Here is a 26,391-nt window from a genome sequence, read left to right as displayed (position 1 = left end):
GCATTTTAGATTTCCGAAGCCTAGCATTGATTTGTTTAATAACCGTATAACATTTGCTAATCCACAGGATTGAAATCTAGTCATTGTAAAAAATGAATTCAAAACTTAGTAAAAGCAAAATCATCATTGAATGGAAAGGAATCGAACCGGACGATTTACTTTTCAAATAGTTAACATTGACTAGCCACGGATGTAACAGATTAAAACGGATTTTTAATCATCGAAATGGTAGAATCTGTATTTTTGGGGCATTCAATATAAAAGCTATGGATTATTTCTTGATTTGTTTGGTGGCGTTTTTGGGTTCGGGATTGACTTTGTTCTCGGGTTTTGGTTTGGGAACCTTGCTAGTGCCAGTTTTTGGGTTCTTTTTCCCAATCGAAATGGCCATCTTATTGACCGCTATCGTGCATTTTTTGAATAATATTTTCAAACTGTTTTTGTTGGGACAAAAAGCCAACAAACAAGCCTTGCTGGCTTTTGGAATTCCGGCTATTCTTTTTGCTTTTGTGGGGGCATATCTGCTTTCTTTTTTAAATACTATTCCGCCAATTGGCAGTTACACGCTCGGGAGCCATACGTTTACGCTTTTGCCAATCAAACTTTGCATTGGTCTTATTTTGCTGTTTTTTGCTTTGTTTGAAATTATTCCAAGTTGGTCGCAACTTACTTTTGATAAAAAATACTTGCCGTTGGGCGGAGTGTTGAGTGGCTTTTTTGGAGGATTATCGGGGATGCAAGGCGCTTTGCGTGCCGCTTTCTTGATTAGAGCGGGACTAACGAAAGAATCTTACATCGGAACAGGAGTTGTTATTGCTTGTTTGATTGACCTCTCTCGAATGGGTGTCTATGTACAAAACTGGTCACAAAACGCCCAAAATATTGCTTATCCCTTGGTGATTTGTGCCACGCTTTCGGCTTTTTTGGGGGCTTTTATTGGCAATAGACTGTTAGAAAAAGTGACCTTAAAGAGTATACAATTACTAGTTGCGCTGCTACTTATGGTGTTTGCTGTGCTGTTGGGCTTGGGAATTTTGTAGTTTGAAAAATGGCTTTGTCTACCCTTATTTTAGCCACGGATGAAACGGATTAGAACGGATTTTATATTTCAAAAAAACATCCCTAAAACAGCTATACTTTCTGCTAATTCGTGTACTTCGTATTTCCCTTTTCAAAAGTAAATCCTTGGTATTTTAACGAATACGGCTGAAAACTGAGCTTTTTTAACTACTTTTGCACCCCAAATCGACTAAATCTAAAAAGTATGAATAAATTTTCGCTCTTTTTACTTCTTTTAAGTACTGCATTTGGAACGGCTCAAAACGCTGAAACTTATTTTGATAAAATCCGAAATAACGAAGCCCAACTCACGGCTTTCTTTTCTCAAATGCCCAAAGGAGGCGATTTGCACCACCACTACTCTGGCTCTGTTTATGCTGAACCGCTGATAGCCTACGCCATCAAAAATAATTTTTACCTAAATTTAGAGACTTTAGAAGTACAACCCCAACGAGGTACCGATGGAATTTGGGAATCCTTTGAAATGATTCAGAAAAATGGAGCATTACCCCTATACCAACAAAAAATCATCGAAAAATGGTCTATCAAAGACTTTAACGGCATAAGTTACCCTTCTGACAAACAGTTTTTTGAATCCTTCGGAAAATTTGAAGCGACCATCAAAGGCACTTTTGAACAAGGACTTTTGGAGCTGAAAAATCGCGCCATCAAAGAACAAGTAAGTTATATCGAAACGCAATTATCAACGATTCCGTGTGATATGAATACCGAGGATTTGACTCCTTATAACGAAGAACTTCGAAGCTTGGTTGCGAAAAAAGACGAAAAAGCCGTTTTCAAAGCACTGGACCAATTGTTTGCTACTTTCAACAAAAGAGAGGCTGCAAAATACGCTGCTAATTTCAACACAAACTTTGTAGCCAAAATGCATAACGACCTCAAGATTGATGACGCTCAATTCACGATGCGTTATCAAAATTTTGTGTTGCGCTTTATGGAGCCGGTAGACTTGTTTAAGAATTTAGTAATCGCTTTTATTTCTGCTGATAACAGTTCGCTAATTGATGGCGTGAATATCGTTTCGCCAGAAGATGGCGCTACAGCAATGAAAGATTATGAATTGCACATGTTGCTATATAAATACTGTCACACCAAATTTCCAAAGGTAAAATACAGCATGCACGCAGGCGAATTAACGCTTGGATTGGTGCAACCCGAAGAACTAACTTGGCACATCAACTCTGCTGTATACACTGCTGGTGCGAACAGAATTGGTCACGGAGTAGATTTGGCTTACGAAAAAAACAACTACGAGTTATTGCGCTATATGGCGAAAAACAAAATCGCGATAGAAATCAATTTGACTAGCAACGAATTTATTCTGAAAGTAAAAGAGAACCGCCATCCGTTTAGTTTGTACAAAGAATTTGGTGTTCCCATCGTAATTAGTACGGACGATGCTGGTATTTTACGTACCAATCTTACTGAACAATATGTGCTTTTGGCCAAAAGATACCCACAAGTAAGCTACAAAGACATCAAGGAATATGTGTACAACAGCATCCGATTTGCCTTTATCGAAGAGTCTAAAGTAAAAGAACAATTACTAGACGATTTGGATCGCCGATTTAAAAAATTCGAAGCACAATTTACCCCGCAATAAACTCCCGTTATTAGAAGAGTTATGGTAAAGTAACTACTATACTTTTTTAAAAATCCATAAAGAAAATACAATAAATAGAAGATTTTATTTAATTTTAGAAACTATTACTTTCTAAAATCAAATAAATTTATGGAAAACCAAAAAACAATCTTTCGCTTAAGTGTGTTTCTTTTAAGCTTTTGTTTACTTCCCTCTCTTTCAATTGAAGCGCAAAATACTGCTAAGAAAATGGACAAAACAGCCGTTTCTTCTGGCAACACTGCATACTTCAATGGATTAAAATGGCGTAACATTGGTCCGTTTAGAGCAGGTCGCTCTTTGGCAGTTGCGGGTCATGCTGATCAACCTTTAACATATTACTTTGGGGCTACAGGTGGTGGCGTTTGGAAAACCACTGATGGAGGAAACGAATGGTTAGCCGTTTCTGATAGCACTTTTACTTCTTCCTCTGTAGGAGCAATTACAGTCGCACCTTCAGACCCAAATGTGGTGTATGTTGGGATGGGAGAAGCTGATATGCGTTCTAATATCTCCTTTGGCGACGGTATGTACAAATCTGTAAATGCCGGTAAAAACTGGAGTAAAATCGGACTCGACAAAGCCGATGCTATTGGAAACATCGAAGTGCATCCTAGCAATCCTGATATTGTTTTTGTAGCCGCTATGGGTAATCCATTTCATTCCAATCCAGAGCGTGGCATTTACCGCAGTACCGATGGTGGAAAAAACTGGAAACTAGTACTGTCCAAAAATGACAAAACTGGCGGAATGGTGGTCCGTATCGATGTGAACAATCCAAGAGTGATTTATGCGACACTTTGGGAAGCTTACAGAAATGGGCATTCCATGTCTTCTGGAGGAACCGAATCTGGTCTTTTCAAATCTACCGATGGAGGCGACACTTGGACCAACTTAAGTACCAAACCTGGAATGCCAGTAGGGCTTTTGGGTAAAATTGGAATCGCTGTCTCACCTGTAAACTCCAACCGATTGTATGCCTTGGTAGAAAACGACAAAGGTGGACTGTACCGTTCTGATGATGCAGGAGAACATTGGTCACTCATCAACGAAGACAAAAACTTATGGCAACGTCCATGGTACTATATGAATTTACAAGCCGACCCAAAAAATGAAGACGGTTTGATTGTGCTGAATGTAGACGCTTGGAAATCTTCCGATGGTGGTAAAAACTTCAAAAAAATCCCTGTTCAACATGGCGATACGCACGATGTGTGGATTAATCCGAAAAACCCAGAAAACTTTATTATTGGAGATGATGGAGGGGCTGAAATCACCTTTAACGGTGGTGTCAATTTTTCGGATATTGACATTCCAACGAGTCAATTTTACCACGTATCCTTAGATAATGATTTCCCGTATAACATTTATGGTGCTCAACAAGACAATTCCTCTGTTAGAATTCCTTCAAGAACCACTGGTTCTAGTATTGACAGAGAAGATTGGTTTCCAGTTGCGGGTGGAGAAGCAGGATACATTCAAGCCGATCCTACCAATTCCGACCTTACTTATGGCGGTGAATATGATGGACAGTTGAGTAAATACAATTCGAGAACCAAACAAGGACAAGATATTTCACCTTATCCAGAATCCAACATTGGTTCACCAGCAAAAGCCAAAAAACACCGTTTTCAATGGACTTACCCTATCGTTTTTTCTCCGCATAATCCCAAAAGAATGTATGTGACCTCACAATATGTATTGGTTACGGAAGACGAAGGCCATTCCTTTACTGCCATAAGTCCAGACTTAACTCGAAATGACCCAAAAACCACTGGAGACACTGGAGGTCCAATTACCAAAGACCAAACAGGAGCCGAAGTCTATGCTACTATTTTTACTTTTTCAGAAGCGCCAACGGAACAAGGGGTGCTTTGGACAGGCTCTGACGATGGTTACATTCATGTTTCTAAAAACAATGGAGCAAGCTGGGACAAAGTCAACATTCCGACTTCAATGTTACCTGAATTCTCTTTGATAAGCATCATTCACACTTCGGAACATACCAAAGGGAAAGCCTATGTCGCTGCCAACAAATACATGTATGGCGACCGTGCTCCTTACCTTTTCAAAACCACTGATTACGGAAAAACTTGGAAGAAAATCACCGCTGGAATTCCTGCTGATGAATATTGCAGAGTGCTACGCGAAGACCCTAACAAACCAGGACTTTTGTACGCTGGAACCGAGAGAGGTATTTATGTTTCCTTCAACGATGGGGATTCTTGGGAAAAACTGAACTTGAATTTACCGCTTACACCTATTCGTGATTTACAAATTCACAAACGCGATAAAGATTTGGTGGTGGCGACACACGGACGTGCTTTCTGGGTTTTGGATGACATTACGCCTTTACACGAAATAATGGACAAAAAGGTAACTAGCGAAAAACACCTTTTCCAACCCAGAACTGCCTACAGAACACAAGGGCGTCAAAGCAATACCCAATCATCTGGAACCAATGCTCCAAATGGGGTAATCGTACGTTTCTATCAAAAAACGAAAGCAGCCAAAGAATTAGAACTCGAATTCTTGAACGACAAAAACGAAAGCATCATCAAGTATTCTTCGGTTAAAAACACCAAAGGCGAACCACAAAAAGTAGCCAAAGAATTCCACCAAGACACTGAGAAAGAAAAAGCAGGTTACGTACCTAACAAAGCTGGAATGAATGTATTTGTTTGGAATATGCGCTATCCAAATGCTACCGAAGTGGAAGGCACGAATGTAATGTGGGCTGGTTCTGGCGTGGGTGCCAAAGTACTTCCGGGCACTTACAAAGTTCGTTTTATCGAAGACAAAAAAATCATCGGTGAGCAAACCTTTGAAATCAAAAAAGACCCAAGAGCAGAAGGAACCGATGCCGACTTGAAAGAACAATTCGAATTCCATCAAAAAGTCAACAAAAAAGTAAATGAAGCACATTTGGCTATCAATAAAATCCGCAAGATTAAAGGACAAATCAATAGTTATGTTGGCGCCGTGAAAGATTCGGTTATGGTCAAAGAAATGAAAAAAATGACCGAACCTACCATCAAATCTTTAGAAGAACTAGAAGCTACTTTGATGCAGCCCAAAGCCAAAGCCCCACAAGATGTTTTGGCCTACCCTATTATGCTAAACGATAAAATGGCGGGATTGGGTTCGAACGTTTCCTCGGGAGACACCAAACCAACCAAAGGTGCTTATGAAGTATACGACGATTTGGCTAAAAAAATTGATATAGCCGTAGCAAAAGTCAATGAAATTGCCACGGTCAAAGTACCCGAATTCAATGCCTTCATCCAACAAAAGCAGATTCCTGCCATAGTGATTGAGGATAAAAAATAAAGCATCCATAACAATGCAAGCCGTTTCTGAAAAGAAGCGGCTTTTTTTATTCCCAAAAAAAGCATCCAAAAAAAATACAACAAAGTTTGTTAATTGATTTTTAGTATAATCAATTGCATTCCTCTTTAGCGGGATGACATAATGATAAAAGATATAAAGGCTTTAGCCGAAACTAGGGTACTATTTTGGCTAAAGCCTATTACTAAACTCATTGTAAAGAATGGACTAAAGCCCATTCCTATTGAATATTTCAGCATTCCACTCTTTGCGCCTCTGCGGCTTTGCGAGACCAATTTCACTTTTTTATTCCCAAAAAAAGCATCCAAAAAAAATACAACAAAGTTTGTTAATTGATTTTTAGTATAACCAATTGCATCCCGCTAAAGCGGGATGACATAATGATAAAAAATATAAAGGCTTTAGCCGAAACTAGAATACTATTTTGGCTAAAGCCTATTACTAAACTCATTGTAAAGAATGGACTAAAGCCCATTCCCATTGAATTATTTACAATCCTGCTCTTTGCGCCTCTGCGCCTTCAATGTCATTAAGTTAAGAGGAAAAAGAAAAAATAGCACGCAGATTCAACAGATTTTAACTGATTTTTCTGCGTAAATCTGCGAAATCTGCGTGAAAACAAAAAGAGTAATTCCTTAACTTAAAGACATTGTCTGCGCCTTTGCGAGACCAATTTCAAACCGAGATACCGAGACACCAACTGTCTTTTCAAAACTTTACCTCTAACCCGCACTCAGCTATCAAATTGTCATAAAAAAAACAATTACTACAAAAATTCATAAATACTACAAATTAAGTCGATTCCGTTTCAAATTATCATCAAATTCACGGCTACTTTCTCGCTTAAATTTTATAGTTTTATAAAGACAAAAAACAAAGCTTTTTTACTTCTCTAAATGTGTTTTTTATGAAAATAGCCCTTTACAGTAATGAATTTCCTCCGCACATTTATGGTGGTGCGGGAGTACATATCGATTTTTTAAGCCAAGAACTGGCTAAACTCGCCCAAGTAGAAGTCCGTTGTTTTGGGGCACAATCCGAAACCACCCAAAATATGCACGTGCAAGGCATCACCTCCAGCTTGACCAAGATGGAAGACCCAAGCAATGCGCACATCAAAATGTTTCATAACCTGAGCAAAAATGTCGAGATGGCACAAGCCACGCCCGAGGCCGACATTGTGCACTGCCACACTTGGTACACCCATTTGGCGGGCGTATTTACACGCGAACTGCTACAAGTACCGCTCATTTTGACCACCCACAGTCTCGAAACCCACCGCCCTTGGAAGGTCGAGCAACTCGGCAATGGTTATTTCCTGTCGCGCTGGTTAGAGCAACACGCCTATACCTCTGCCGATGGAGTGATTGCGGTAAGCGAACAAATGAAAACCGATGTCATCGAAGCCTATGGCGTAGCGCCCGAAAAAGTTACGGTGATTCACAACGGCATCGACCCCGATTTTTACCAACCCACTTTTGACGACGCCTTGTTGACCGAATTAGGCATCGACCCCAACATTCCGTTTGTGCTGTTTGTGGGTCGTATCACACGTCAAAAAGGCATTTCGCAACTCATCGCTGCGGCACAACATTTCAATGCCAATTGCCAAATCGTATTGTGTGCAGGCGCCCCAGACACCCCCGAAATCGCCGCCGAAACCGAACAACTCATCGCCGAGCTAAAAGCCACCCGCGAAGGCGTCATCCTCATCTCCGAAATGCTCCCAAGAGAAAAAGTAAAAGTGCTCTACAGCCACGCCCGCGTTTTCGCCTGCCCCTCGCTATACGAACCCTTTGGTATCATCAATCTCGAGGCGATGTCCTGCGAAACACCCGTAGTAGGAAGCGCCGTAGGAGGCATACCCGAAATCATCGTCGAAGGACAAACCGGATTTTTGGTACCCCTCGCCCCCGTTTCCCGAACCGATTTTAACCCCGCCAATCCTCAAGCCTTCCAACAAGATTTTGCCACCAAAGTCAATCTCTTGCTCGACAACGAAGCCTTGGCCAACCAAATGGGAAAAGCCGGTCGCCAACGCGTACTTCAACAATTTAGTTGGGCATCTATCGCCAAAACCACCTTGGCCTATTACCAAGAAGTCATTGACCGTTTCGAAAAAGAAAAAGCATAATTGGGGCGTGACCCCAGCACCACAAAGGGGCAAATAGCAAAGGTGTTATTCGCCCCTTTGCGTTCCTGCGGTCGGGCTATCCATACTACTTCGGTAGTTTATTCCTATCCCTCACGCAAATCACAGGAGTTAACAGACCACCACAACAAACCGGAATCGAAAAATTAGCTATGAATATTTCAGAAAAAGTGTGTCTTTTTTGCAGGAAAAAGAATATATTTGAGAAATAAAAAAGTCTGATTATTGTTTGACATATGACTCTAATTTAGATGTGATTGGTATGATTTTATCAGACCTATATGCTAGTTATGCGTAATGCGACACAAAAAACGAAAAAACCAGTATGGAAATTACATTTTCGTATATAAGAAATAGAATTAGAGAACACCGAAAGGAAGATTTAATAGATAATTGTTACAGATTACTAAATCACTATCGAGATGAATTTGGGCCGATTTGGTTTATATTTCTTTTAATGAAATGGACATATTTATATGGTGGTGAAAAACATCCTTTAAAAGCTTTAACTGCTCAGAAATTCAATGTTATTCTACAAAATATCACAGACTTTAATTCTGAACATATAAGCAATTATATAAAGAGTGGCAGATTAGATATAGCAATGCATATATTTTATTCGCAACAATTCTATTTACAAAAAATAGTCCGAAAAGAGGTGTTTTCAATACAATTAAATCTTTATGAAACTTTAGGTGGAAAATATGATATAGGGAAATCTTTTAAAGAAAAAACTGGTCTTTCTATTTTTGATTTTCTGTACATAATGCAAATAATTTGGTTGTACGTAAATTCAAGAAAACACGATGACTTAAACTTGAATTTTGAAGATTATTTAGAAATAGATATTTTAAACGTTTGCGCAGAATTAACAAGCAATGAAAAAATATCAAATTTCCTTGAATTGGTTGTTCTTGACCCTATGCAATCTCAGAAGAAAATAAATGAATACAAACGAAATGTTAAGGTAGAAAATCTACAGCATTTAGAAACAACTTTTTTTACAATTTATCCTTTTCAACTATACAATGATAAAGTACGTTTGGTGCACGAAAGGGTCTTAAATCATAGTATAAACTATTTTATTTATGATTATCTAAAATCTAATGATGAAAATTTCACAACGGAGTTTGGAAATAGATTTGAAAAATATATTCAATTAGGAATAATGGAAAGTAAGTTTTCTTTCATCAATGAAAACCAATTGAAAAAAAAGTTAGGAATTAACTCTAATCTAATTGATTTTTATTTAGAAGATTTTAATGTTTTTATTGAATGTAAAGCTATTGAAATACAACCTACTCCTCTCGTAAATCCAACAGATGAGATAATATTTAATTCTTTGAAAGAATCCATATTAAAAGCATATTTTAAACAGCTTTTAAATGTTTCAAAAAAAATTAATTCTACTAAAGAAAATTGGGGATTAATAATTACCTATAAAGAATTGTATTGGAGTCAATTTAATGAGTTATTCGAAATTGGAAAAGATAAATTTGAGAACTCTATTGATAGTCATTTTTTACCTCCTGAGAACGTTTTTATACTTGATATATTTTCGTGGAATACATTACTACAAATAATTAAGGATAAAAAAATAACACTAATAGAAATATTAGAAAAAGCTAGATTTAATAATTCTAAGCCCGAAACTAAAAAACAAACATTTTCAATGCATTTGGATGAATACAAATCTAAACCTGTAACCTTTAAATTTCTTGAAAAAGAATTGAAAAAATTAGAAATCACCGCAAAGTAAACACTACGCACAAAGATGCTACAACGGATTTGAGCGATTAGCTTAATGGGAAAATAGTTTTGTATATGGAAGTTTAGTGACAACCGAAAAATGAATCTTAATTTAGAACCCAAACCCGCTTTAATATTAAGAACGCGAAGCGTAAGTTTAAACACCGAAATATGAAAAAAAAATTATTATTTATTATTTTATTGATTTTAACAAACAAATCATTTTCACAAAAAACAAAATTTAGTGCAGAACTAAATTATCCATTTCTATTTACTCATAATTTCATTGCTGACAATTACAGTGGCATTATTGATTTAGGCTTAAAATATAGGTTTATCAATGCAAAAAAAGTGAACTTAGGAATTTCAATAAATGCAGGAATCCTAAAAACAAATAATGAAATAAATAGTGTTACTCAAAATTATAAAATAACTATTTACGAATTAGACCCGAAAATATTCGCGGAATTCAATTATTCAAAAATCCATCCATTCGTAGGCATTGGCTATACGTCAATGATATTCAAGTCTTCTACTAGTAATATAAACATTATACCTATTGGTCAAAAAGATGGATATTACAGAGATGGCTTTAGCTTAAACAATACGCAAAGCGGTTTAAACTTGAATATTGGATTGAAATATGACTTCTACAAAAACCTATTTTCCCAAATTCAATATAATTATATTCTATTAGGGACTAAAGAACCAATAATAAATTCAAGATATAATTCAAACGTAAATATTATCAAAATTGGAATTGGGATTAATTTTTAATAAAATAAATAAATTTAATTCCCCGCTCCTCGAAGCATACAAACCATTAAAATTTACCGCGCAAACCTCTCCACTTTAGTGCTAAAACTTCAGCAGCAACCAAAAACTATACATAATAAAGACTATGACTGAAAAATTCTTAAAAGCAAAGCATTGGCAATTATTCTTACTAACTTTTGGAATACCAATGCTTTTTCAAATCGTGCTGATGATAACTATGTTTGCAAATATCGGCAGTGGTAATAATCCTGATGTTTCATTGCTATTTAATTACTTTATGTTTTTTCCAATAATTATGATTCTTATTGTGGCAACACAATTTGGTTGGTTTTGGTCTGTGGGCATTGGACTTCAGAGTAAAGTTCCCGAAAATGTAAAAATGAAAACCAAAAAATTTAAAATATTTTTTTTCATACCGTTGCTATATATCATCCTTATTTCAATAATTTTTAGTGTGTCTGCGAGCGGAATGATGGAAAACGAAACACCTCCAGCCGTTGGATTAATCATGAGCATTGTTGTAATTATTATACCCTTACATTTGTTTTCAATATTTTGTATTTTCTATTCATTATATTTTGTAGCAAAAACATACAAAACGGTTGAATTACAGCGTCAAGTGAGTTTTTCTGATTTTGCAGGAGAGTTTTTTATGATTTGGTTTTACCCAATTGGAATATGGATAATCCAGCCGAAACTCAACAAAATCATTGAAAATGAAAGTGCTGCTGCCAAACCGCTGTAGTGCCAGAACGTGTATGCCATTATAAACAGAATTCTATGAACAAAGAAACATTTTTACAGAATTATATCGACATAGAAATAAAAAACTTTATCAAGACAGACAAGAATAAAAAACTTGCTGACCTTCTTAAAGACTACGAAATCTATAAAGCTAAATTCACTTCGACTGATGTTTTAGAAATAATTGACTATTTGACAGCCAAAGATATCATAATTCGACAACCACTTTATAAACATTTAATTTATCCAGTTCTTTCGGAACAAGTAGAACAAAATAATGTAAATGCAATTAAAGGTCTTTTAAAACTTGACCAACATCTTGTAAGTTATCAGGGATATACAAAAGATACTAAATATTCAAGCAGGACACTTTTAGAAAAAGGATTTAATATTTCACCTGACGACAGAGAATTACTTGAATTATATGAAATTCAGACAAGAGAATATTTGAACTATACACTTCACGAAATACCGATAGGTGTTATATATAGAACAGATGGGGCCACAATTGAACAATGCGTAGAACTAATCAATAAAACTGAAAAATATGAGATATTATGCAAGAAATTAAAACTTGACAAAAGTGAGTTAATTCAAGAATGCAAATATTATTACTCAGCTTATAAAAATTATTTGTCAATTTACACAAACTATAAAAACTTTGCAGACTATTTGGACAAAGAATGTGAGCACTTAAAATAAAGGCACACAACAACTACAACGGATTTGGACAAATAAGCTTAATTGAAAATTGGTTCCCTGCTCTTCAAAGCATACAAACCGTTAGCGGTTAAAGTAAATAAACTAAAGGTGCAATGAAAAATACAATATTAGTTTTCTCTTTTTTACTCTTCTCTACTTTCTATCTATATGGACAGAAATACGTGCTAAAAAATGAAAAAATAATTTATTCCTTTCAAACTAACAAAGGAAAAATAATGACGCTTTGTAGTGACAAAAATGGCAAGTACATTATTTATCGATTTGGAACAAAAAACAACATTGAATTAGAATACCCAAATAACAAAGACAAATCCAGTTGGAATACATTTGAATACTCCTATTGGTTGCGAGGTGGCGGAATAGAAAATGAAGGAATTGACCTTAATTATGTTGCCTTTACAATAGACAAAAATAAGTACGTGATTTATAATACTTATTTTGCAAATGGAGAAAAATACGCAACGGGTATTAAAATTATTAACTTGCTTAATAAGAATGTAGTAAATATTGCAGGAAATTATAAAACTATAAAAGGAACTTTAATCGATTTCCGATTTGATAAATCAATAAAAGAAGGGGAAGAACTATATGATTAGAACTTCTCCACGCTCCTCGAAGAATACTAACCTTTGAAGTATGCTGCGCGAACGTCTCTGTTTAGTCCCAGAAGATTGCACATCAATTTAGAAGTACGTTGACAAAACATAAAAATATGGCACTAACTAAAGTTTCATTAACAGAAAACGATATAAAAATATTAAAAAGAAAAAAGAAAAGTAATGACAAGAGCAGACTTTATGTGTTGGTTTTTTCAATATTAATTTTACTAATTTCATATTTAATTGTTGGTTTTAACGTATCAAATGAAACATTTAAATTTATAAAAGTTATTGTAATTGTTATTATTTCAGTCTTGATTTTAGGATCTTTAATAGACACTAATTTTGAAAATGATTTTAAAGAAAAAATAAAATTCATTGGTAATGTTAGGGTTAAAAAGAAAGAATACATATATGATTCAGAAGACAATTCAGAAAATTACATTCTAACTTTTGATGATTGGAGAATTGGAGTCAAAAGTGTGCTGAAAGAATTTTGGAATGAAACAAATGAAGGAGATGAATTTTACATTGAACAAGCGTCTAATTCTGGATACATTTTAAAATTCGAAAAAGAAGATGTTGATATGCTAAATCATATACAATTACAATTTGGGAAGAATGATAAAAAAATAAATTAAAAAAAATCGAACGCAACCCCGCTGTTCGAAAAACATAAACCGTTAAAATATACAGCGCCCCACTGATTACCACTACATCAGATGTCATTTTAATACGGCCCGAAACCACCTATAAACTTCTAGGCATTTCACCCCGACAAAAAAATTATTGAAAATAAATTTGCGCAACCACATTGTTTCATATATATTTGCAACCATATTGTAGCATATAAACAAAAATGGAAACAAGAAGAGACGTATTTCAGGCAATAGCCGACCCGACAAGACGAGATATTATCGGGCTGATTGCTAAAAAACCAATGACACCAAATAATGTGTCGGACAGCTTTGATTTAAGTAGACAAGCGATTTCGAGACATATTAAAATATTAACAGAGTGCGGACTACTGACCTTGAACATTCAAGGAAGAGAATACTATTACTCTATACAACCCAAAAAGTTAAAAGAAGTAAACGAATGGCTTGAACCTTTCCGAAATATGTGGGAGGACAAATTCAACAGATTAGACGACGTATTAAATAACTTAAAAACACAACAAAATGGAAAATAATAACAAAACAAAAATCGTAGCTCAACCAAACAAACAAGATTTCTTTATCACAAGAGAATTTGAAGCACCGAAGGAAATTGTTTTTAAAGCTTTTACTACACCTGATTTATTTGTTCAATGGTTTCTACCTACTGAACTTAAAATGGAAATAGAAGTTATGGATTGTAAAACAGGTGGAAGTTACAGACATTTTCATAAGCATCAAAACGGAATGCAGTTTGGTTTTCGCGGCGTGTATCACGAAGTAACGCCTTTTGAAAAAATTGTAAAAACATCTGAATTTGAAGGACTACCACAAAAGATGGATGCTGTATTAGAAACAACAACTTTTGAAAATACTGACAACGGAACAACAATAGTTACCATACATACAATTTGCCCATCTTCACAATTTAGGGACGGAATGATAAGTAACGGAATGGAACAAGCTCTTGATACAGGACACAAACAGTTAGATAAGTTATTGCAAAGTTTAAAAAATTAAAATACCCGCTCACCAAAGAATATAAACTGTTAAAGTTTGCTGCGCGAACGTCTTCGACTTCGTGCCATTTATAATCAGGTTGCCTTCTATAAGTATGATAAAAGTCTCACAACTTTTTGGGCTATTTATCTTTAGGATGATAAGCTTACTAAAAGCTATAAAAGACACCAAAAATAACCTTTGAGCTTTTTTGGTGTGTTTTTTCAGTTAAGTAACAACTTAAGAATTAACAAACATAGTGAGAGAATTTGTAATACAATTACGAGAAAAGTCGACAGACTTTTAGTATGTTTATACCTTTCAAAAAAAATATAAAATCTCAAAGTAGAGAAGGTTTGCGCAACAAAGAGCCATTTCACATAAAATCGTTTTCAATGAAAAAAATTAGATTTGCACTACTATTTATTTTAATCACTATAAGTTTTCAGGCTCAAAAAATTTCAGGAAAAATTTTGGATGAAAATAACAATCCAATTTCTGAAGCAAGGATTGGAATTGAAAACAAAACAATTGGCGGTGTAACAGATAGTAATGGAAATTATACTATTAACGTAACAAACATTGACAAAACCGAAACCTTCAAAGTGATTGTAAATGAATATGAACCCTTTAAAATTTCTGTTGGTGACCTACTACAATCCCAAAACTACACGATTAAGCTAAAGAAAAAAATGATTACTCTTGAAACAGTAATCATCAATCCCAAAAAATATATCAATAAAAATTTCGGAACTGCTAATACCAAACAAGCCTATTGTGGAGTTGATTCAAATGACCCCTATGATGTTTTTATCGAACATGCCATAAAAATTAAAAACAAAAAAAAATTAAAAATTAAGAACATAAACATTAATCTTACTGATTTCAAATTCGAAAAAACGGCTACATTTATTTTCGACATACAAAGTGAAAAAAATGGCTTTCCAGATGATACCCAATCTTTAGTTACTGAAACTTTAAAATTGACAGTTACCGAAAATGACATAAAAAACAAAAGATTATCGATAGATGTTTCTGATCAAAACATTTGGACAAATAAAGATTTCTTTGTTTTAGTCAGAATAGCTGATGATTTTAAAGGAAAGCTTTCTTTTGCTGGAAATATTTTTGCCTTTTCTAAAGATACTTATTACAGAAACTATTTTGGAGAATGGAAAAAATATTCAGGAGCTGAACCCTCAATAAATGTTGATGTAATGATAGAAAAATAAAAAAGAAAAATAATTCAGTTTACAAATAGAGTAGATTTAGTCTTATTTTAAAGATCGTTTTGTGCTTGAAAAAGTAGCCATTAATCAAATGCTTTGAATTTATTAATCCTTTATATATCAAAACATTAACAAAACAAAACAAAAAAACTAAGCGATAAGAAAAACCAGAAAATCAAAAATCGCTGTAGAATCAGAATACTATCGGCCATTCTAACTCACGGAAATAATGAAAGACTACTTTATTTTACAATTCAAAATGCTAAACAGGCAATTAACCGAATGGGGAATCGAACCCGTAATTGGGTATGTTGTGGGTCTTTTTGTATTTATTGGTATTTCGGTAAAATTATTTGAAGAAACTCAATTTGCTGAATATATCTATATTGTATTGGCTTTAAGTTTAGTAATAAAATTGAATGAAATAAACAGAAACGATTTTTTGAAACTTTGGTATTCTAAAACGGAATATATTAAAATAAGAATAGTTGAAAACCTAATTGTTTCAATAGTATTCATAACCTTTTTACTATTTCAAGAAAAATATTTGAGCTCGATTTTACTTTTTATTTCAGCTTGCCTTTTTTCTCTACTAGATTTTAAAAACAAATCAAGCTTTACAATACCAACTCCTTTTTATAAGTATCCGTTTGAGTTTACAGTAGGTTTCAGGTCAAATTATTTCCTTTATTTCTTTGCTTATTTTTTGACCTTTATGTCGATTAGTGTTGATAATTTTAATTTAGGGATTTTTTCATTAATTCTGAGTTTACTTTCTTGTCTTACTTATTATACAAATTCAGAAAATGAATTTTATGTTTGGATATTTTCTTTGACTCCAAAAGAATTTATAAGATATAAATTAAAAAACATCATATTATATTCAACCATTTTGTGTTTACCAATACTTATAGCTTTATCTCTATTTTTCTATACAAAAATTGAAATAATAGTAGGCTTTCAATTTTTAGGATATTTATTTATTTTCACAACTATGTTAGCAAAATATTCCGTTTTTCCTGAAAAATTAAACATACGATTCGGAATTATTTTAGCAATAACATTGTGGCTTCCGCCATTATTATTGCTAATTATTCCTTATTTATACATCCAATCAATAAAAAAAACAAAAGAAATATTACAATGATTAGTATTGAAAACTTGTCAAAATCATACGGTTCTAAGGTAATTTTGAAAAATATCAACTTAACCTTTGAGAAAGGAAAAGTTTACGGTATTGTTGGCGAAAATGGAGCAGGAAAAACGACTTTGTTCAAATGTATTGCTGGATTAGAAAAATACAATGGAGTAATCCATTGTGAATATGGAAAACCTAAAGATTTTTTGGGCTATTTACAAACAGAAACCTTCTTTTTTTCAAAAATAACAGGTAATGAGTACATTCAATTATTATGCAATGCTAGAAATGTAACCTATCCAGATGTACAAGAAATAAACATTTTTGATTTACCATTACATGAATATGCAGTAAAATACTCCACTGGAATGCGAAAAAAACTAGCATTTACAGCAATATTATTGCAAGAAAATAAATTATTCATTCTAGATGAGCCATTTAATGGCGTTGATATACATAGTAATATAATAATTACCGAAATAATTCATAAATTGAAAGAAATGGGAAAATCAATTCTAATTTCTTCTCACATTTTTTCAACATTAAATGACACTTGCGATGAAATATTTTTATTGAAAAATGGGCAAATTATTAGAAGAGTGCTCAAAGAAGATTTTGGTAATTTAGAAAATGAAATGAAAGAGTTAACAATTGGAAATAAAATAAAAAAATTAAATTTAAAGTAAAAACTGCTGGTAACAGCTACAACGGATTTACGTTGTCTGTTCGGCTTGCTGCCTAGGGTGGACAATTGACTTTCGGAAAGCCTCGGGATGGTAAATCCGAAATTAAATCTTAAGTAAGTCCAAAACCGTTGAAGCACAAGAACCTTAGCAACAACCTCAAAAAAACAGACGACAAACAAATGAAAAAACTTTTAAAATACTCGATTTTTTTACATTGGATGACATTTTTATGCTTGTGTCTGCCTTTTTTTTATACAGGCTGTGAAAAAAAAACAGAAGCACCCGCTCACGAAGAAGTACAAATTCAAGTAGATTCAACACGTTTGAACCAGAAAAAAATTGATACCATAGCCCTAGATAAGAAAGTTGTAAAAGAGACAAAGAAATCTATCAACAAGGTAAAATCAAAGACAGAGAATAAGGAAGAAACACTATCTGAAACACTTTCACAAGAATATCCTTTTTTACAAGCTATTCTTGTTTCAAAGGAAAATACATTTTCAGGCTGGGCAATGATAATAGACTCTGGAAGCTATATTCTAGTTTTTAGTATCTTCATCTATTTCTTATTGTCAATTTTAAGTTTGACAATAAAATATCTTGAGTCCAACGCAATTAAAACAATTGTTCTATTAGATGTTCTAGCACTACTCTTTTTGATCCTTGCAGAGCCAATTGCAATTTTTAACAACAGACTTTGGGGAGTATGGGTTGCGATTATTATATTTTCAACTCTAACAATTCTTGATATTTATATTTTGATAAAAAATCAACAGTTTAAAAGAAAAGACATTTCATAACGGCTAGTATAAAAGATTTTGGGGTATACCATGCTAAACTTTGGTTCGAAATTTGAGCCACGAAGTCTCAGAATTGCTTTACCTATTGCTTATCGCTTATATGATAAACCCAAGAGCAAAACTTAATTTAAATACTACTAAAAACCTTAAACATCCCAACAAACTAGCCAATGGACTTACTAAAAAAAGGAGAGTTTTTCGGAACACATTACCAAAAGTCAACTTTTGATAATGTTATCATAACTGATACTGAATATACACATCCGAAAGTGGATTGGCATTACCACGAAAATCCATATTTCACCTATTTACTTCAAGGTAAACTCTTTGAAGCCAACAAAAAAGACGCCTATTATCTAGCTCCCGGAAGTTTGTTATTTCACAATTGGCAAGACGCTCATTACAACATAAAACCACCCGAATACACCAGAGGATTTCATATTGAATTGAATGAAAATTGGTTCTCCAATTATGATATCAAAACCACAGACTTTGAAGGAAGTATACACATCAAAAATCCTTTGACGAAAAATTTGATGAATAAAATCTATGTAGAATCCAAAATAAAAGACCAATATTCAACCACTAGTATTGAAACATTACTACTTGAAATTTTTAGCAACATCAAAGAAAACCAAAAAACAAATACCAAAAAACCAGAATGGGTCAATCAACTTGAGGAATTGTTGCACGAAGAACAAACTGATTTTTCTTTAAAAAACCTAAGCTCAGTTTTAGGAGTTCATCCCGTTCACCTGTCTAGAACTTTTAATCGATATTTTGGCACAAGCCTTGGAAACTACATTAGAATTTTAAAAATAAACAAGGCTTTCCGTTTAATGCTCTCTAATAAAATTTCGATGACTGAAATTTGTTACCAATGTGGATTCTATGACCAAAGCCATTTTATTGCAAGTTTCAAACAAATCTATCACACTACCCCAACAAGGTTGTTCGATGTTAATAGATAATGTTAATTTTATACAATTCTGATAGCATTAAAAATATAATCTTTGCTACTTATTTTTAAATCTATCCTACTAATGAAACTTCATAACATCATCTTCTGTTGCTATATGTTCCTTTCCTTGTCGGTCAATGCGCAAGACATGACCGATTACACCGACAACTGGGAAGGAAAAATTAAAAACAGTAAAACCTTCCATTTAAAAATAGAACTTCACAATGCTGGAACTGAAAAAGCTATTTTCAAAATCTACAACAATGAAAATAGCATTGATTTTCCTTATAAAAGCAGTAAGGAGTATCAAATAAAAATACCCCTTGCAGACAATTTGTTTTTTGAAGGTGTTCTTGCTAAAAATAAAAAAGAAATTAATGGCTTTATTAAATCAGGCTTACTCCTTTATCATTTGAAATTAACAAAGTCAAAAAAAAATTCTTATACCGGAAACTGGAACATTTTGATGGTAGATGAACTAAAATCGCTAGATTTTTATTTGAGTGTAGAAAACGGTTCGAAAGAGGCATATCAAGCCTATCCGATTTTAGGAGATAATCGATTTACAGGAACTTGGTGCGACAATTTTCAAAAAGAAAATGAAGTTATCTCTTTTGCTGATTTCAAAACAGGATTAGCATTCAAAGGAAAATTAGAACCTAACTCAATTCAACTAGGTATCTATTTAGCCAATCATTTACTCACAAAAATTGATTTAAAAAAATCCAAAACGGATTGGAAAATAGGAGGTTTTGGGACTACTAATTCAACTTCCATTCTTCAACTTCCTGAATTAGAAAATCGTATTTCAAAAGATTCGTTGCCCAATACACACGCTGTTTTAATCTCAACAAAAGGCAAACTGATTTATGAAAAGTATTTTGATGGTTATACCGAAAATATTCCACATGATATGCGTTCAGCAGCAAAGAGTATTTCATCCGCAATAGTTGGGATTGCTAAAGACAAATCATTATTTAAAAGTGTCAACCAGTCCATTTTTGATTTTTTACCCCCGAAATATCAAGTTCTAAAAGACAGTTTAAAGTCTAAAATAACTATTCAAAGCCTTTTAACCATGAGTTCGGGATTAGATGCCATTGATTATGGTATTAATACTAATCCAAAATCTCCAGCAACTGAAGAAAATTTTCAAAGAACTAAAGATTGGATTGAAAGCATTTTGGTAACTCCTATGATAAACAGTCCTAATACCAAAGCAAATTATGGTTCTGCAAATCCTTACTTACTTGGAATCGCGATGGATTCTTTAGTTTCTGAGCCTTTAGCATTATTTATGGACAATCATTTATTTCAAAAACTTGAAATTTCAAACTATATTATTCAGACCGATTTAAATGGAAGTCCTTATTTTGGTGGTGGAATGTACCTCACTTCTAAAGATATGCTGAAATTTGGAGAGCTTTATCTTAACGAAGGACAATGGAATTCAAAACGTATTTTATCTAAAAATTGGGTAAAAGATTCCTTTACAAATTATCGCGTACTAGAAAATACCAAAGACAAAAATGGATACGGATATTTATGGTGGCACAATACCTATGATGTTAATGGTAAAAGCATTGCCTCTATTGAAGCTAGAGGAGCTGGAGGTCAATATATTTTTGTTATTCCTAGTCTAAAAACGGTAGTCGTTATTACATCCGGAAATTTCAGAAACGGGAAAACACAGCAGCCCGAAATGATTTTGAAAAATTACATCTTACCCTACCTCAAATAAGTACAAACAACTAAAAACGACTGGCCGCTATCCTATCCCTTTTTCAAAAAAAATCACTTAAAACCCAACCTCGTTTCAACTCACAAACCATGAGGAAAAACGAGGTTCTTTTTTAGCTTAAACGACGGCATACAATAATTATTCAAGTCGTCAAAAAACGGTTGAATACACATCCTTCAACCATTCCTATCCTTGATTTTAGAAATAGATTTAAGCAATAGTTTTAATCTTACCGTTATTTTTAATTATTCCCTAACTGTTATATCTATTTTTATCTATAACTTGTCAATCTTAAATTAACCCCAAATTTATTATTAAAATGAAAACAAAATTAAAATTACTGTTGTTGCTAACCTATGTCTGGTATACAGTCCCTACTACTGTAAAAGCGCAAAATTTGAATGTGAAAATTATGTCCTTTAATGTACAACAACCTTTTGGTACAAACTGGGACGGAAGAAAAGCCGGTGCTGCTTCTATTTTTAATACAACACAAGCAGATGTGATTGGCACACAAGAAGCTGTAAATTACCAACGGGATTATCTAGCACAGCAAACAGGTTATGCTTGGTATGGTATTGGTCGTGACGGTGGTGACAGTGGCGAAGGCTCGTGGATCTTTTACAAAGCAAACAAATACACTTTAGATAACGCTAACTCTGGTAACTTTTGGCTATCGGATACACCAACGGTTCCCTCCCGTTTTGCTGGGGGCTACAACCGCATTTGCACCTATGTTCACCTCATAGAAAAAAGCTCTGGCAAAGGTTTTTATATCTTTAATTCGCACTTTCCAACCCCTGATTTACCAGATGCGAGATTAAAAAGCATGAAATTGCTAACACAACGTATGGCAAGTAGAGCTATTCCAGCAGACCCAATCTATGCCACTGGAGACTTTAATTCGAATGAAGTAGATGCAGTCACAATTTGGATGAAAACAGGCGCTGATAATCCTACAAAATACAGAGACACTTATAGAGATGTTAATCCTTCAGGTTCCGTAAATACGGGTTTTGGTACTAAGTTCGATTACATTTACTGTCCTAATGATGCAAAATATACCACTCAAACTTCATGGGTAATTACGACGCCTGTAGCCTCTGATCATTACCCCATAGTAGCTGAAGTTCAGTTTAAAAATGAAAATACACCTCCAATTCCTGTTACTCACAATATCCCTGGTAAAATCGAAGCTGAAAATTATGCCAATGCATTGGGTATAACACTAGAAAACACAACCGATGTTGGGGCAGGTAAAAATGTAGGCTATTTAGAAGTTAATGATTGGATAGAATACAAGGTAAATGTGGCGACTGCTGCCAATTATACGCTTGAATTACGCATTGCAAGTACAAGCGATAGTGGAAAGATAGCTGTTTTAGTTGATGGACAACAAAATCAAACAATCGCTTTGCCTTTGACCAACGGATGGCAAGCATGGCAAACTGTTACAAAAAACATCAACTTACCCGCTGGATTACACACCATAAAGTTTCAAGTTGCTGAAGCTGGTTTCAATATCAACTGGTTTAATTTCGTAGCACCAACACCATCAGCTTTAGCAATACCAGGCAAAATTGAAGCAGAGAACTATGCCACTACATTTGGTACTCAACTAGAAGATACAGCTGATGTTGGTGGAGGAAAAAATGTTGGCTACTTAGAAGTTAATGATTGGTTAGAATACAAGGTTAATGTAGCGGCAGCTGCCAACTATACACTTGATGTCCGTTATGCAAGTACAAGCGATAGCGGAAAAATCAATGTACTAATTGATGGGCAATACAATCAGACCATTGCCTTACCTTTGACCAATGGATGGCAGGCATGGCAAACCCTCACAAAAAATATTAGTCTGCCAGCTGGATTGCATACCATCAGATTTCAAGTCGTAACAGAAGGTTTTAACTTAAATTGGTTCAACTTCTCTTCTTCAACCCCATCAAATCCATCAAATCTAACTATTCCAGGAAAAATAGAAGCAGAAAACTATGCCATTACATTTGGTACTCAGCTAGAAGATACTGCCGATACAGGTGGAGGAAAAAATGTTGGCTTTTTGGATGTAAACGATATCTTAGAATATAATATTTCCGTAACAAACACGGCAACTTACACTTTTGAAATTAGAGTAGGAAGTCTTGATAGCAAAGGACGTATTAATGTTTTGGTAGACAATCAATTTATAAAATCAATCGATTTACCAGTCACTGGTGGATGGCAAAATTGGCAAACATTAAATTCAAGTATTAACCTATCACAAGGCAATCATCGCTTAAAATTAGAAGTTGTTAAAGGAGGTTTTAATCTAAACTGGTTTAATTTTGGAACTATTTCAGTAACTAAATCTATTGAGAATAAAACCATAGAAACCCTTGAGTCCACTTCCTTTTACCCAAATCCAACAAAAGACTTTATCAACTTTAACAGCGAATATGAGTGGACGATTTTCTCTATTTCTGGAGAAAAACTACTGTCAGGACAATCACAAAAAGCTGACGTAAGCAGTCTAAATTCAGGTATATATATACTTTATTTTAATGGACAAAAAAAGAAATTGATTATCAATTAAATTCCTTTTTTAAGTCTATTTACAAGAGATTCCTCTAGAAGCTGTCCTAAAAGACAGCTTCTTTTTTTATGACAAAAGCTAAATTGAAAACTGTATCAATTCCATTTGAGACTCCTAAAACTTCTAACGACTATCTTTTCGATAATTCAATCAATTGCGGTACTTTTGCGTTTTGTTTAGCTGTACCCTATGAATATCAAATTGATCGCCATTGGCAAAACCGACAATAAAGCACTACAAACCTTAATCGATGATTATACCAAACGATTGTCGTTTTACATCAAATTTGAATTGGAAATTATTCCTGATATCAAGAATGTAAAAAACTTGTCTGAAAGTCAGCAAAAAGAAAAAGAAGGCGAGTTGATTCTATCAAAGATTACACCTACCGATCAATTAATTTTACTGGACGAAAACGGCAAAACCTTCTCTAGTGTGGGTTTCTCAACCGAATTGCAGAAAAAAATGAACTCAGGAATCAAAACCTTAGTTTTTGTAATTGGTGGTCCTTATGGTTTTTCGGATACGGTTTACGCCAAAGCGCAAGGCAAAATTTCACTTTCGTTAATGACCTTTTCCCATCAAATGGTGCGTTTATTCTTTATTGAACAATTGTATCGTGGATTTACCATTTTGCGCAACGAACCTTATCATCATCAATAAACACTAAAAAGAAAGCGTTTTATTGATTCCTATAATTGTCGTTAAAAAATGAATTCTTGTCGAGGTGAATTGACATCAAATCCCACAAACTGCAAGCCACTTATAAAGATTTGAGCTTGTAAGTAAGAACCAAAACTACTTTCTTTGGCAAAACCAAAATACAGCGTTCTAGGCTTATCGCTTGGCAACTGATTCAAATAGTCTTGTAAGGCAACTTTGTCTAATTCTTTATCATCTATAATAACGCTATTGTTTTGGGTAAAAAGAATCAAAATTGCGAGCTTCGGTTTCTCCATTTTATAGGTCACATTCGTAAACGAAACAAAAGCCAAATTTTTGTGAAGACTATCAGCATACGAAAAATAGTTTTCGGAGGTTTCACTTTTGTGCATACTCTTCTCTTTTTTGGTTTGCATTTTCACCACTTGTGGTATAACTAAACGCAGAGGCAATCGTTTATCGATGTTAAACACCCAATGGGTCGAACTAATGGTATTGCTCCTATTCAAATCTGCAATAGTGTCTTTTCCCTTTAAGGCAAAGAAAATATAAACGGGTGAATGTTCGCCGATGGTAGTTAACAAAGATTGATTCGACTTAGGCAATTGAACTTCTTTTTTCCCTTCGCAAGCTACCAGAAATAAAACCAAAACACTTACAACAACTGATTTCTTCATTCTTATTGTATTGATACTTTTTCCCATAATTTGATGGTTTCTACTGCTTCTTTTACATCGTGAACTCTCAAAATTGTAGCTCCTTTTTCTAAGGCGAGAGTATTCAAAACGGTGGTGCCGTTTAAGGCTTCTTCGGGGCTAATTTGTAGTGTCTTGTGAATCATTGATTTTCTGGAAACTCCTACTAAAAATGGCAATTCCAATGATTTAAAAAGGTCCAAATGACGCAACAATTCAAAATTCTGATCGATGGTCTTAGCAAAACCAAAGCCTGGATCTACAATCAAATCTGATATTCCCAAGCTTCGTGCGGCAGCTATTCGTTCCGAAAAGTACAACAATATTTCTTTGACCAAATCATCATATTGCGTGAGTGTACTCATTGATTGTGGTGTTCCCTTCATGTGCATCATGATGTAAGGTACTTGGTAGTTGGCTACAATTTTAAACATCAACGGATCCAAAAGTCCAGCCGAAATGTCGTTAACTATAGCCGCACCTTGGTCCAAACATAACTGAGCCACATCGCTTCTAAACGTATCAATAGACACTATAGCTTCTGGAAAATGTTGCACTATCGAAGCCACCACAGGTATCGTTCTAGCCTTTTCTTCTTGAACAGAAACTGCCGCAGCATTGGGCTTACTCGAATAGCCTCCCACATCAATAAAAGTAGCGCCATCGGTAAGCATTTGTTCTACTCTAAGTAAAACTTCGCGATCATTGGTATAGCGACCTCCGTCAAAAAAAGAGTCGGGTGTCACATTCAAAATTCCCATCACTTTGGGTATCGATACATCTATTAATTGTCCGTTGCAGTTGATTGTCATGATTTTATTGATTGTTGTATAAATTTGGTAAACGATTCCAAAAAAATAGCTTATTTTTGGAGCAATCTGAATACAAATATACACCAATAATGAAGAATACTTCACAAGAATACGATGCGGTGATAGCCATCTGTCGGCAATTATTCATCAACAAAATGAAAGATTACAGTAGTGCCTGGCGCATACTAAGATTACCTTCGCTGACCGACCAAATATTTATCAAAGCACAACGCATTCGCAGTTTACAAGAAAACGACATCCGAAAAGTAGACGAAGACGAAACTGGTGAATTCATTGGTATTATCAATTATTCGATTATGGCGTTAATTCAGCTTGAATTGGGAGTAGTTGATCAACCCGACTTAGATCTAACTGCTGCAACCACTTGGTACGATAGTAAAATTGAACTTACCAAAACTTTAATGGAAGCCAAAAATCACGATTATGGCGAAGCTTGGCGAGAAATGCGAGTGAGTTCGCTTACCGATTTAATTTTACAAAAACTACTCCGAGTGAAACAAATTGAAGACAATAAAGGCAAAACATTAGTTTCTGAAGGCATTGATGCTAATTATCAAGACATGATAAACTATGCTGTTTTTGCGCTAATCTTAATGCAATTTCATTTGAAAAAATAAATTAT

The 26,391-nt window shown here is 34.4% G+C and carries 23 protein-coding genes; 21 read left to right on the top strand and 2 right to left on the bottom strand.

Features of this window, described 5'->3' with window-relative positions; all coding sequences use genetic code 11:
- Positions 1 to 266: 266 nt before the first annotated feature.
- The 20 genes from WFZ86_RS17495 to rlmH all read left to right on the top strand — a co-directional run bounded on the left by WFZ86_RS17495 (position 267) and on the right by rlmH (position 24,241).
- Positions 267 to 1,040: a TSUP family transporter gene (locus tag WFZ86_RS17495; RefSeq protein WP_342693128.1), complete on the top strand. Its 774-nt coding sequence runs from the start codon at positions 267 to 269 to the stop codon at positions 1,038 to 1,040.
- Positions 1,041 to 1,264: 224 nt separating this feature from the next.
- On the top strand, positions 1,265 to 2,683 hold the full coding sequence (locus WFZ86_RS17490; protein ID WP_342693127.1) for an adenosine deaminase: 1,419 nt from the start codon (positions 1,265 to 1,267) through the stop codon (positions 2,681 to 2,683).
- A gap of 129 nt (positions 2,684 to 2,812) precedes the next feature.
- Entirely contained in the window at positions 2,813 to 6,031 is a 3,219-nt protein-coding gene (locus WFZ86_RS17485) for a WD40/YVTN/BNR-like repeat-containing protein (RefSeq protein ID WP_342693126.1), read from the top strand.
- A 925-nt stretch (positions 6,032 to 6,956) separates the two neighbouring features.
- Entirely contained in the window at positions 6,957 to 8,183 is a 1,227-nt protein-coding gene (gene glgA, locus WFZ86_RS17480; RefSeq protein ID WP_342693125.1) for a glycogen synthase, read from the top strand.
- 343 nt (positions 8,184 to 8,526) lie between these two features.
- Positions 8,527 to 9,960, top strand: a complete 1,434-nt coding sequence (gene gapS1, locus WFZ86_RS17475) for a GapS1 family protein (protein ID WP_342693124.1) — start codon at positions 8,527 to 8,529, stop codon at positions 9,958 to 9,960.
- A gap of 161 nt (positions 9,961 to 10,121) precedes the next feature.
- Positions 10,122 to 10,727, top strand: a complete 606-nt coding sequence (locus WFZ86_RS17470; protein ID WP_342693123.1) for an outer membrane beta-barrel protein — start codon at positions 10,122 to 10,124, stop codon at positions 10,725 to 10,727.
- Positions 10,728 to 10,851: 124 nt separating this feature from the next.
- Complete coding sequence (locus WFZ86_RS17465) at positions 10,852 to 11,472, top strand: hypothetical protein (RefSeq protein WP_342693122.1); 621 nt, start codon at positions 10,852 to 10,854, stop codon at positions 11,470 to 11,472.
- A gap of 35 nt (positions 11,473 to 11,507) precedes the next feature.
- Positions 11,508 to 12,173 carry a hypothetical protein gene (locus tag WFZ86_RS17460; RefSeq protein WP_342693121.1) on the top strand — a complete coding sequence of 222 codons (666 nt, stop codon included), beginning with the start codon at positions 11,508 to 11,510 and terminating at the stop codon, positions 12,171 to 12,173.
- 113 nt (positions 12,174 to 12,286) lie between these two features.
- Positions 12,287 to 12,790 (top strand): hypothetical protein, encoded by a 504-nt coding sequence (locus WFZ86_RS17455; RefSeq protein WP_342693120.1) that lies wholly within the window; start codon positions 12,287 to 12,289, stop codon positions 12,788 to 12,790.
- Between the two features lie 116 nt (positions 12,791 to 12,906).
- Positions 12,907 to 13,434 (top strand): hypothetical protein, encoded by a 528-nt coding sequence (locus WFZ86_RS17450; RefSeq protein ID WP_315169687.1) that lies wholly within the window; start codon positions 12,907 to 12,909, stop codon positions 13,432 to 13,434.
- 218 nt (positions 13,435 to 13,652) lie between these two features.
- Positions 13,653 to 13,985: an ArsR/SmtB family transcription factor gene (locus WFZ86_RS17445; RefSeq protein ID WP_315169688.1), complete on the top strand. Its 333-nt coding sequence runs from the start codon at positions 13,653 to 13,655 to the stop codon at positions 13,983 to 13,985.
- Positions 13,975 to 14,469, top strand: a complete 495-nt coding sequence (locus tag WFZ86_RS17440) for an SRPBCC family protein (protein WP_342693119.1) — start codon at positions 13,975 to 13,977, stop codon at positions 14,467 to 14,469. The genes WFZ86_RS17445 and WFZ86_RS17440 overlap by 11 nt, the downstream gene beginning before the upstream one ends.
- 374 nt (positions 14,470 to 14,843) lie before the next feature.
- Positions 14,844 to 15,680, top strand: coding sequence for a carboxypeptidase-like regulatory domain-containing protein (locus WFZ86_RS17435; protein ID WP_342693118.1), 837 nt, complete (start codon positions 14,844 to 14,846; stop codon positions 15,678 to 15,680).
- A gap of 226 nt (positions 15,681 to 15,906) precedes the next feature.
- A complete protein-coding gene (locus WFZ86_RS17430; RefSeq protein WP_342693117.1) occupies positions 15,907 to 16,824 on the top strand; it encodes an ABC transporter permease in 918 nt (305 codons plus the stop codon).
- The gene (locus tag WFZ86_RS17425; RefSeq protein WP_342693116.1) at positions 16,821 to 17,501 is read left to right on the top strand and encodes an ABC transporter ATP-binding protein; all 681 of its coding nucleotides are present in this window, start codon (positions 16,821 to 16,823) and stop codon (positions 17,499 to 17,501) included. Before WFZ86_RS17430 ends, WFZ86_RS17425 begins: the two co-directional genes overlap by 4 nt.
- 179 nt (positions 17,502 to 17,680) lie before the next feature.
- Positions 17,681 to 18,301, top strand: coding sequence for a hypothetical protein (locus tag WFZ86_RS17420; RefSeq protein ID WP_342693115.1), 621 nt, complete (start codon positions 17,681 to 17,683; stop codon positions 18,299 to 18,301).
- Between the two features lie 170 nt (positions 18,302 to 18,471).
- A complete protein-coding gene (locus WFZ86_RS17415; RefSeq protein WP_342693114.1) occupies positions 18,472 to 19,272 on the top strand; it encodes a helix-turn-helix domain-containing protein in 801 nt (266 codons plus the stop codon).
- A gap of 72 nt (positions 19,273 to 19,344) precedes the next feature.
- Positions 19,345 to 21,003, top strand: a complete 1,659-nt coding sequence (locus WFZ86_RS17410; protein WP_342693113.1) for a serine hydrolase domain-containing protein — start codon at positions 19,345 to 19,347, stop codon at positions 21,001 to 21,003.
- Between the two features lie 319 nt (positions 21,004 to 21,322).
- On the top strand, positions 21,323 to 23,578 hold the full coding sequence (locus WFZ86_RS17405) for a carbohydrate-binding protein (protein ID WP_342693112.1): 2,256 nt from the start codon (positions 21,323 to 21,325) through the stop codon (positions 23,576 to 23,578).
- Positions 23,579 to 23,767: 189 nt separating this feature from the next.
- Complete coding sequence (gene rlmH / locus WFZ86_RS17400; RefSeq protein ID WP_064713919.1) at positions 23,768 to 24,241, top strand: 23S rRNA (pseudouridine(1915)-N(3))-methyltransferase RlmH; 474 nt, start codon at positions 23,768 to 23,770, stop codon at positions 24,239 to 24,241.
- 41 nt (positions 24,242 to 24,282) lie between these two features.
- Here the strand turns inward: rlmH and WFZ86_RS17395 are convergent, their stop codons facing one another.
- Together WFZ86_RS17395 and folP are read right to left on the bottom strand one after the other, a co-directional pair.
- On the bottom strand, positions 24,283 to 24,918 hold the full coding sequence (locus tag WFZ86_RS17395) for a hypothetical protein (protein WP_342693111.1): 636 nt from the start codon (positions 24,916 to 24,918) through the stop codon (positions 24,283 to 24,285).
- 2 nt (positions 24,919 to 24,920) lie between these two features.
- Positions 24,921 to 25,748 (bottom strand): dihydropteroate synthase, encoded by an 828-nt coding sequence (gene folP / locus WFZ86_RS17390; protein WP_342693110.1) that lies wholly within the window; start codon positions 25,746 to 25,748, stop codon positions 24,921 to 24,923.
- Positions 25,749 to 25,837: 89 nt separating this feature from the next.
- On the opposite strand from folP, the gene WFZ86_RS17385 reads away from it, so the two are divergent.
- Entirely contained in the window at positions 25,838 to 26,386 is a 549-nt protein-coding gene (locus tag WFZ86_RS17385; protein ID WP_342693109.1) for a DUF1599 domain-containing protein, read from the top strand.
- Positions 26,387 to 26,391 lie beyond the last annotated feature (5 nt).

The organism is Flavobacterium polysaccharolyticum, assembly GCF_038739875.1.
Taxonomy (GTDB): Bacteria; Bacteroidota; Bacteroidia; order Flavobacteriales; family Flavobacteriaceae; genus Flavobacterium; species Flavobacterium polysaccharolyticum.
This window is presented reverse-complemented; position numbering and strand designations above follow the sequence as displayed.

Bases quoted from the DNA above. Each gene is read 5' to 3' on its own strand.
- glgA (WP_342693125.1), top strand. From the start codon at position 6,957: ATGAAAATAGCCCTTTACAGTAATGAATTTCCTCCGCACATTTATGGT.
- WFZ86_RS17440 (WP_342693119.1), top strand. From the start codon at position 13,975: ATGGAAAATAATAACAAAACAAAAATCGTAGCTCAACCAAACAAACAA.
- WFZ86_RS17395 (WP_342693111.1), bottom strand. From the start codon at position 24,918: ATGAAGAAATCAGTTGTTGTAAGTGTTTTGGTTTTATTTCTGGTAGCT.
- WFZ86_RS17465 (WP_342693122.1), top strand. From the start codon at position 10,852: ATGACTGAAAAATTCTTAAAAGCAAAGCATTGGCAATTATTCTTACTA.
- WFZ86_RS17405 (WP_342693112.1), top strand. From the start codon at position 21,323: ATGAAAACAAAATTAAAATTACTGTTGTTGCTAACCTATGTCTGGTAT.
- gapS1 (WP_342693124.1), top strand. From the start codon at position 8,527: ATGGAAATTACATTTTCGTATATAAGAAATAGAATTAGAGAACACCGA.
- WFZ86_RS17430 (WP_342693117.1), top strand. From the start codon at position 15,907: ATGAAAGACTACTTTATTTTACAATTCAAAATGCTAAACAGGCAATTA.
- folP (WP_342693110.1), bottom strand. From the start codon at position 25,748: ATGACAATCAACTGCAACGGACAATTAATAGATGTATCGATACCCAAA.
- WFZ86_RS17415 (WP_342693114.1), top strand. From the start codon at position 18,472: ATGGACTTACTAAAAAAAGGAGAGTTTTTCGGAACACATTACCAAAAG.
- WFZ86_RS17445 (WP_315169688.1), top strand. From the start codon at position 13,653: ATGGAAACAAGAAGAGACGTATTTCAGGCAATAGCCGACCCGACAAGA.
- WFZ86_RS17410 (WP_342693113.1), top strand. From the start codon at position 19,345: ATGAAACTTCATAACATCATCTTCTGTTGCTATATGTTCCTTTCCTTG.
- WFZ86_RS17450 (WP_315169687.1), top strand. From the start codon at position 12,907: ATGGCACTAACTAAAGTTTCATTAACAGAAAACGATATAAAAATATTA.
- WFZ86_RS17485 (WP_342693126.1), top strand. From the start codon at position 2,813: ATGGAAAACCAAAAAACAATCTTTCGCTTAAGTGTGTTTCTTTTAAGC.
- WFZ86_RS17460 (WP_342693121.1), top strand. From the start codon at position 11,508: ATGAACAAAGAAACATTTTTACAGAATTATATCGACATAGAAATAAAA.
- WFZ86_RS17490 (WP_342693127.1), top strand. From the start codon at position 1,265: ATGAATAAATTTTCGCTCTTTTTACTTCTTTTAAGTACTGCATTTGGA.
- WFZ86_RS17495 (WP_342693128.1), top strand. From the start codon at position 267: ATGGATTATTTCTTGATTTGTTTGGTGGCGTTTTTGGGTTCGGGATTG.
- WFZ86_RS17420 (WP_342693115.1), top strand. From the start codon at position 17,681: ATGAAAAAACTTTTAAAATACTCGATTTTTTTACATTGGATGACATTT.
- WFZ86_RS17470 (WP_342693123.1), top strand. From the start codon at position 10,122: ATGAAAAAAAAATTATTATTTATTATTTTATTGATTTTAACAAACAAA.
- WFZ86_RS17425 (WP_342693116.1), top strand. From the start codon at position 16,821: ATGATTAGTATTGAAAACTTGTCAAAATCATACGGTTCTAAGGTAATT.
- WFZ86_RS17385 (WP_342693109.1), top strand. From the start codon at position 25,838: ATGAAGAATACTTCACAAGAATACGATGCGGTGATAGCCATCTGTCGG.
- rlmH (WP_064713919.1), top strand. From the start codon at position 23,768: ATGAATATCAAATTGATCGCCATTGGCAAAACCGACAATAAAGCACTA.
- WFZ86_RS17435 (WP_342693118.1), top strand. From the start codon at position 14,844: ATGAAAAAAATTAGATTTGCACTACTATTTATTTTAATCACTATAAGT.
- WFZ86_RS17455 (WP_342693120.1), top strand. From the start codon at position 12,287: ATGAAAAATACAATATTAGTTTTCTCTTTTTTACTCTTCTCTACTTTC.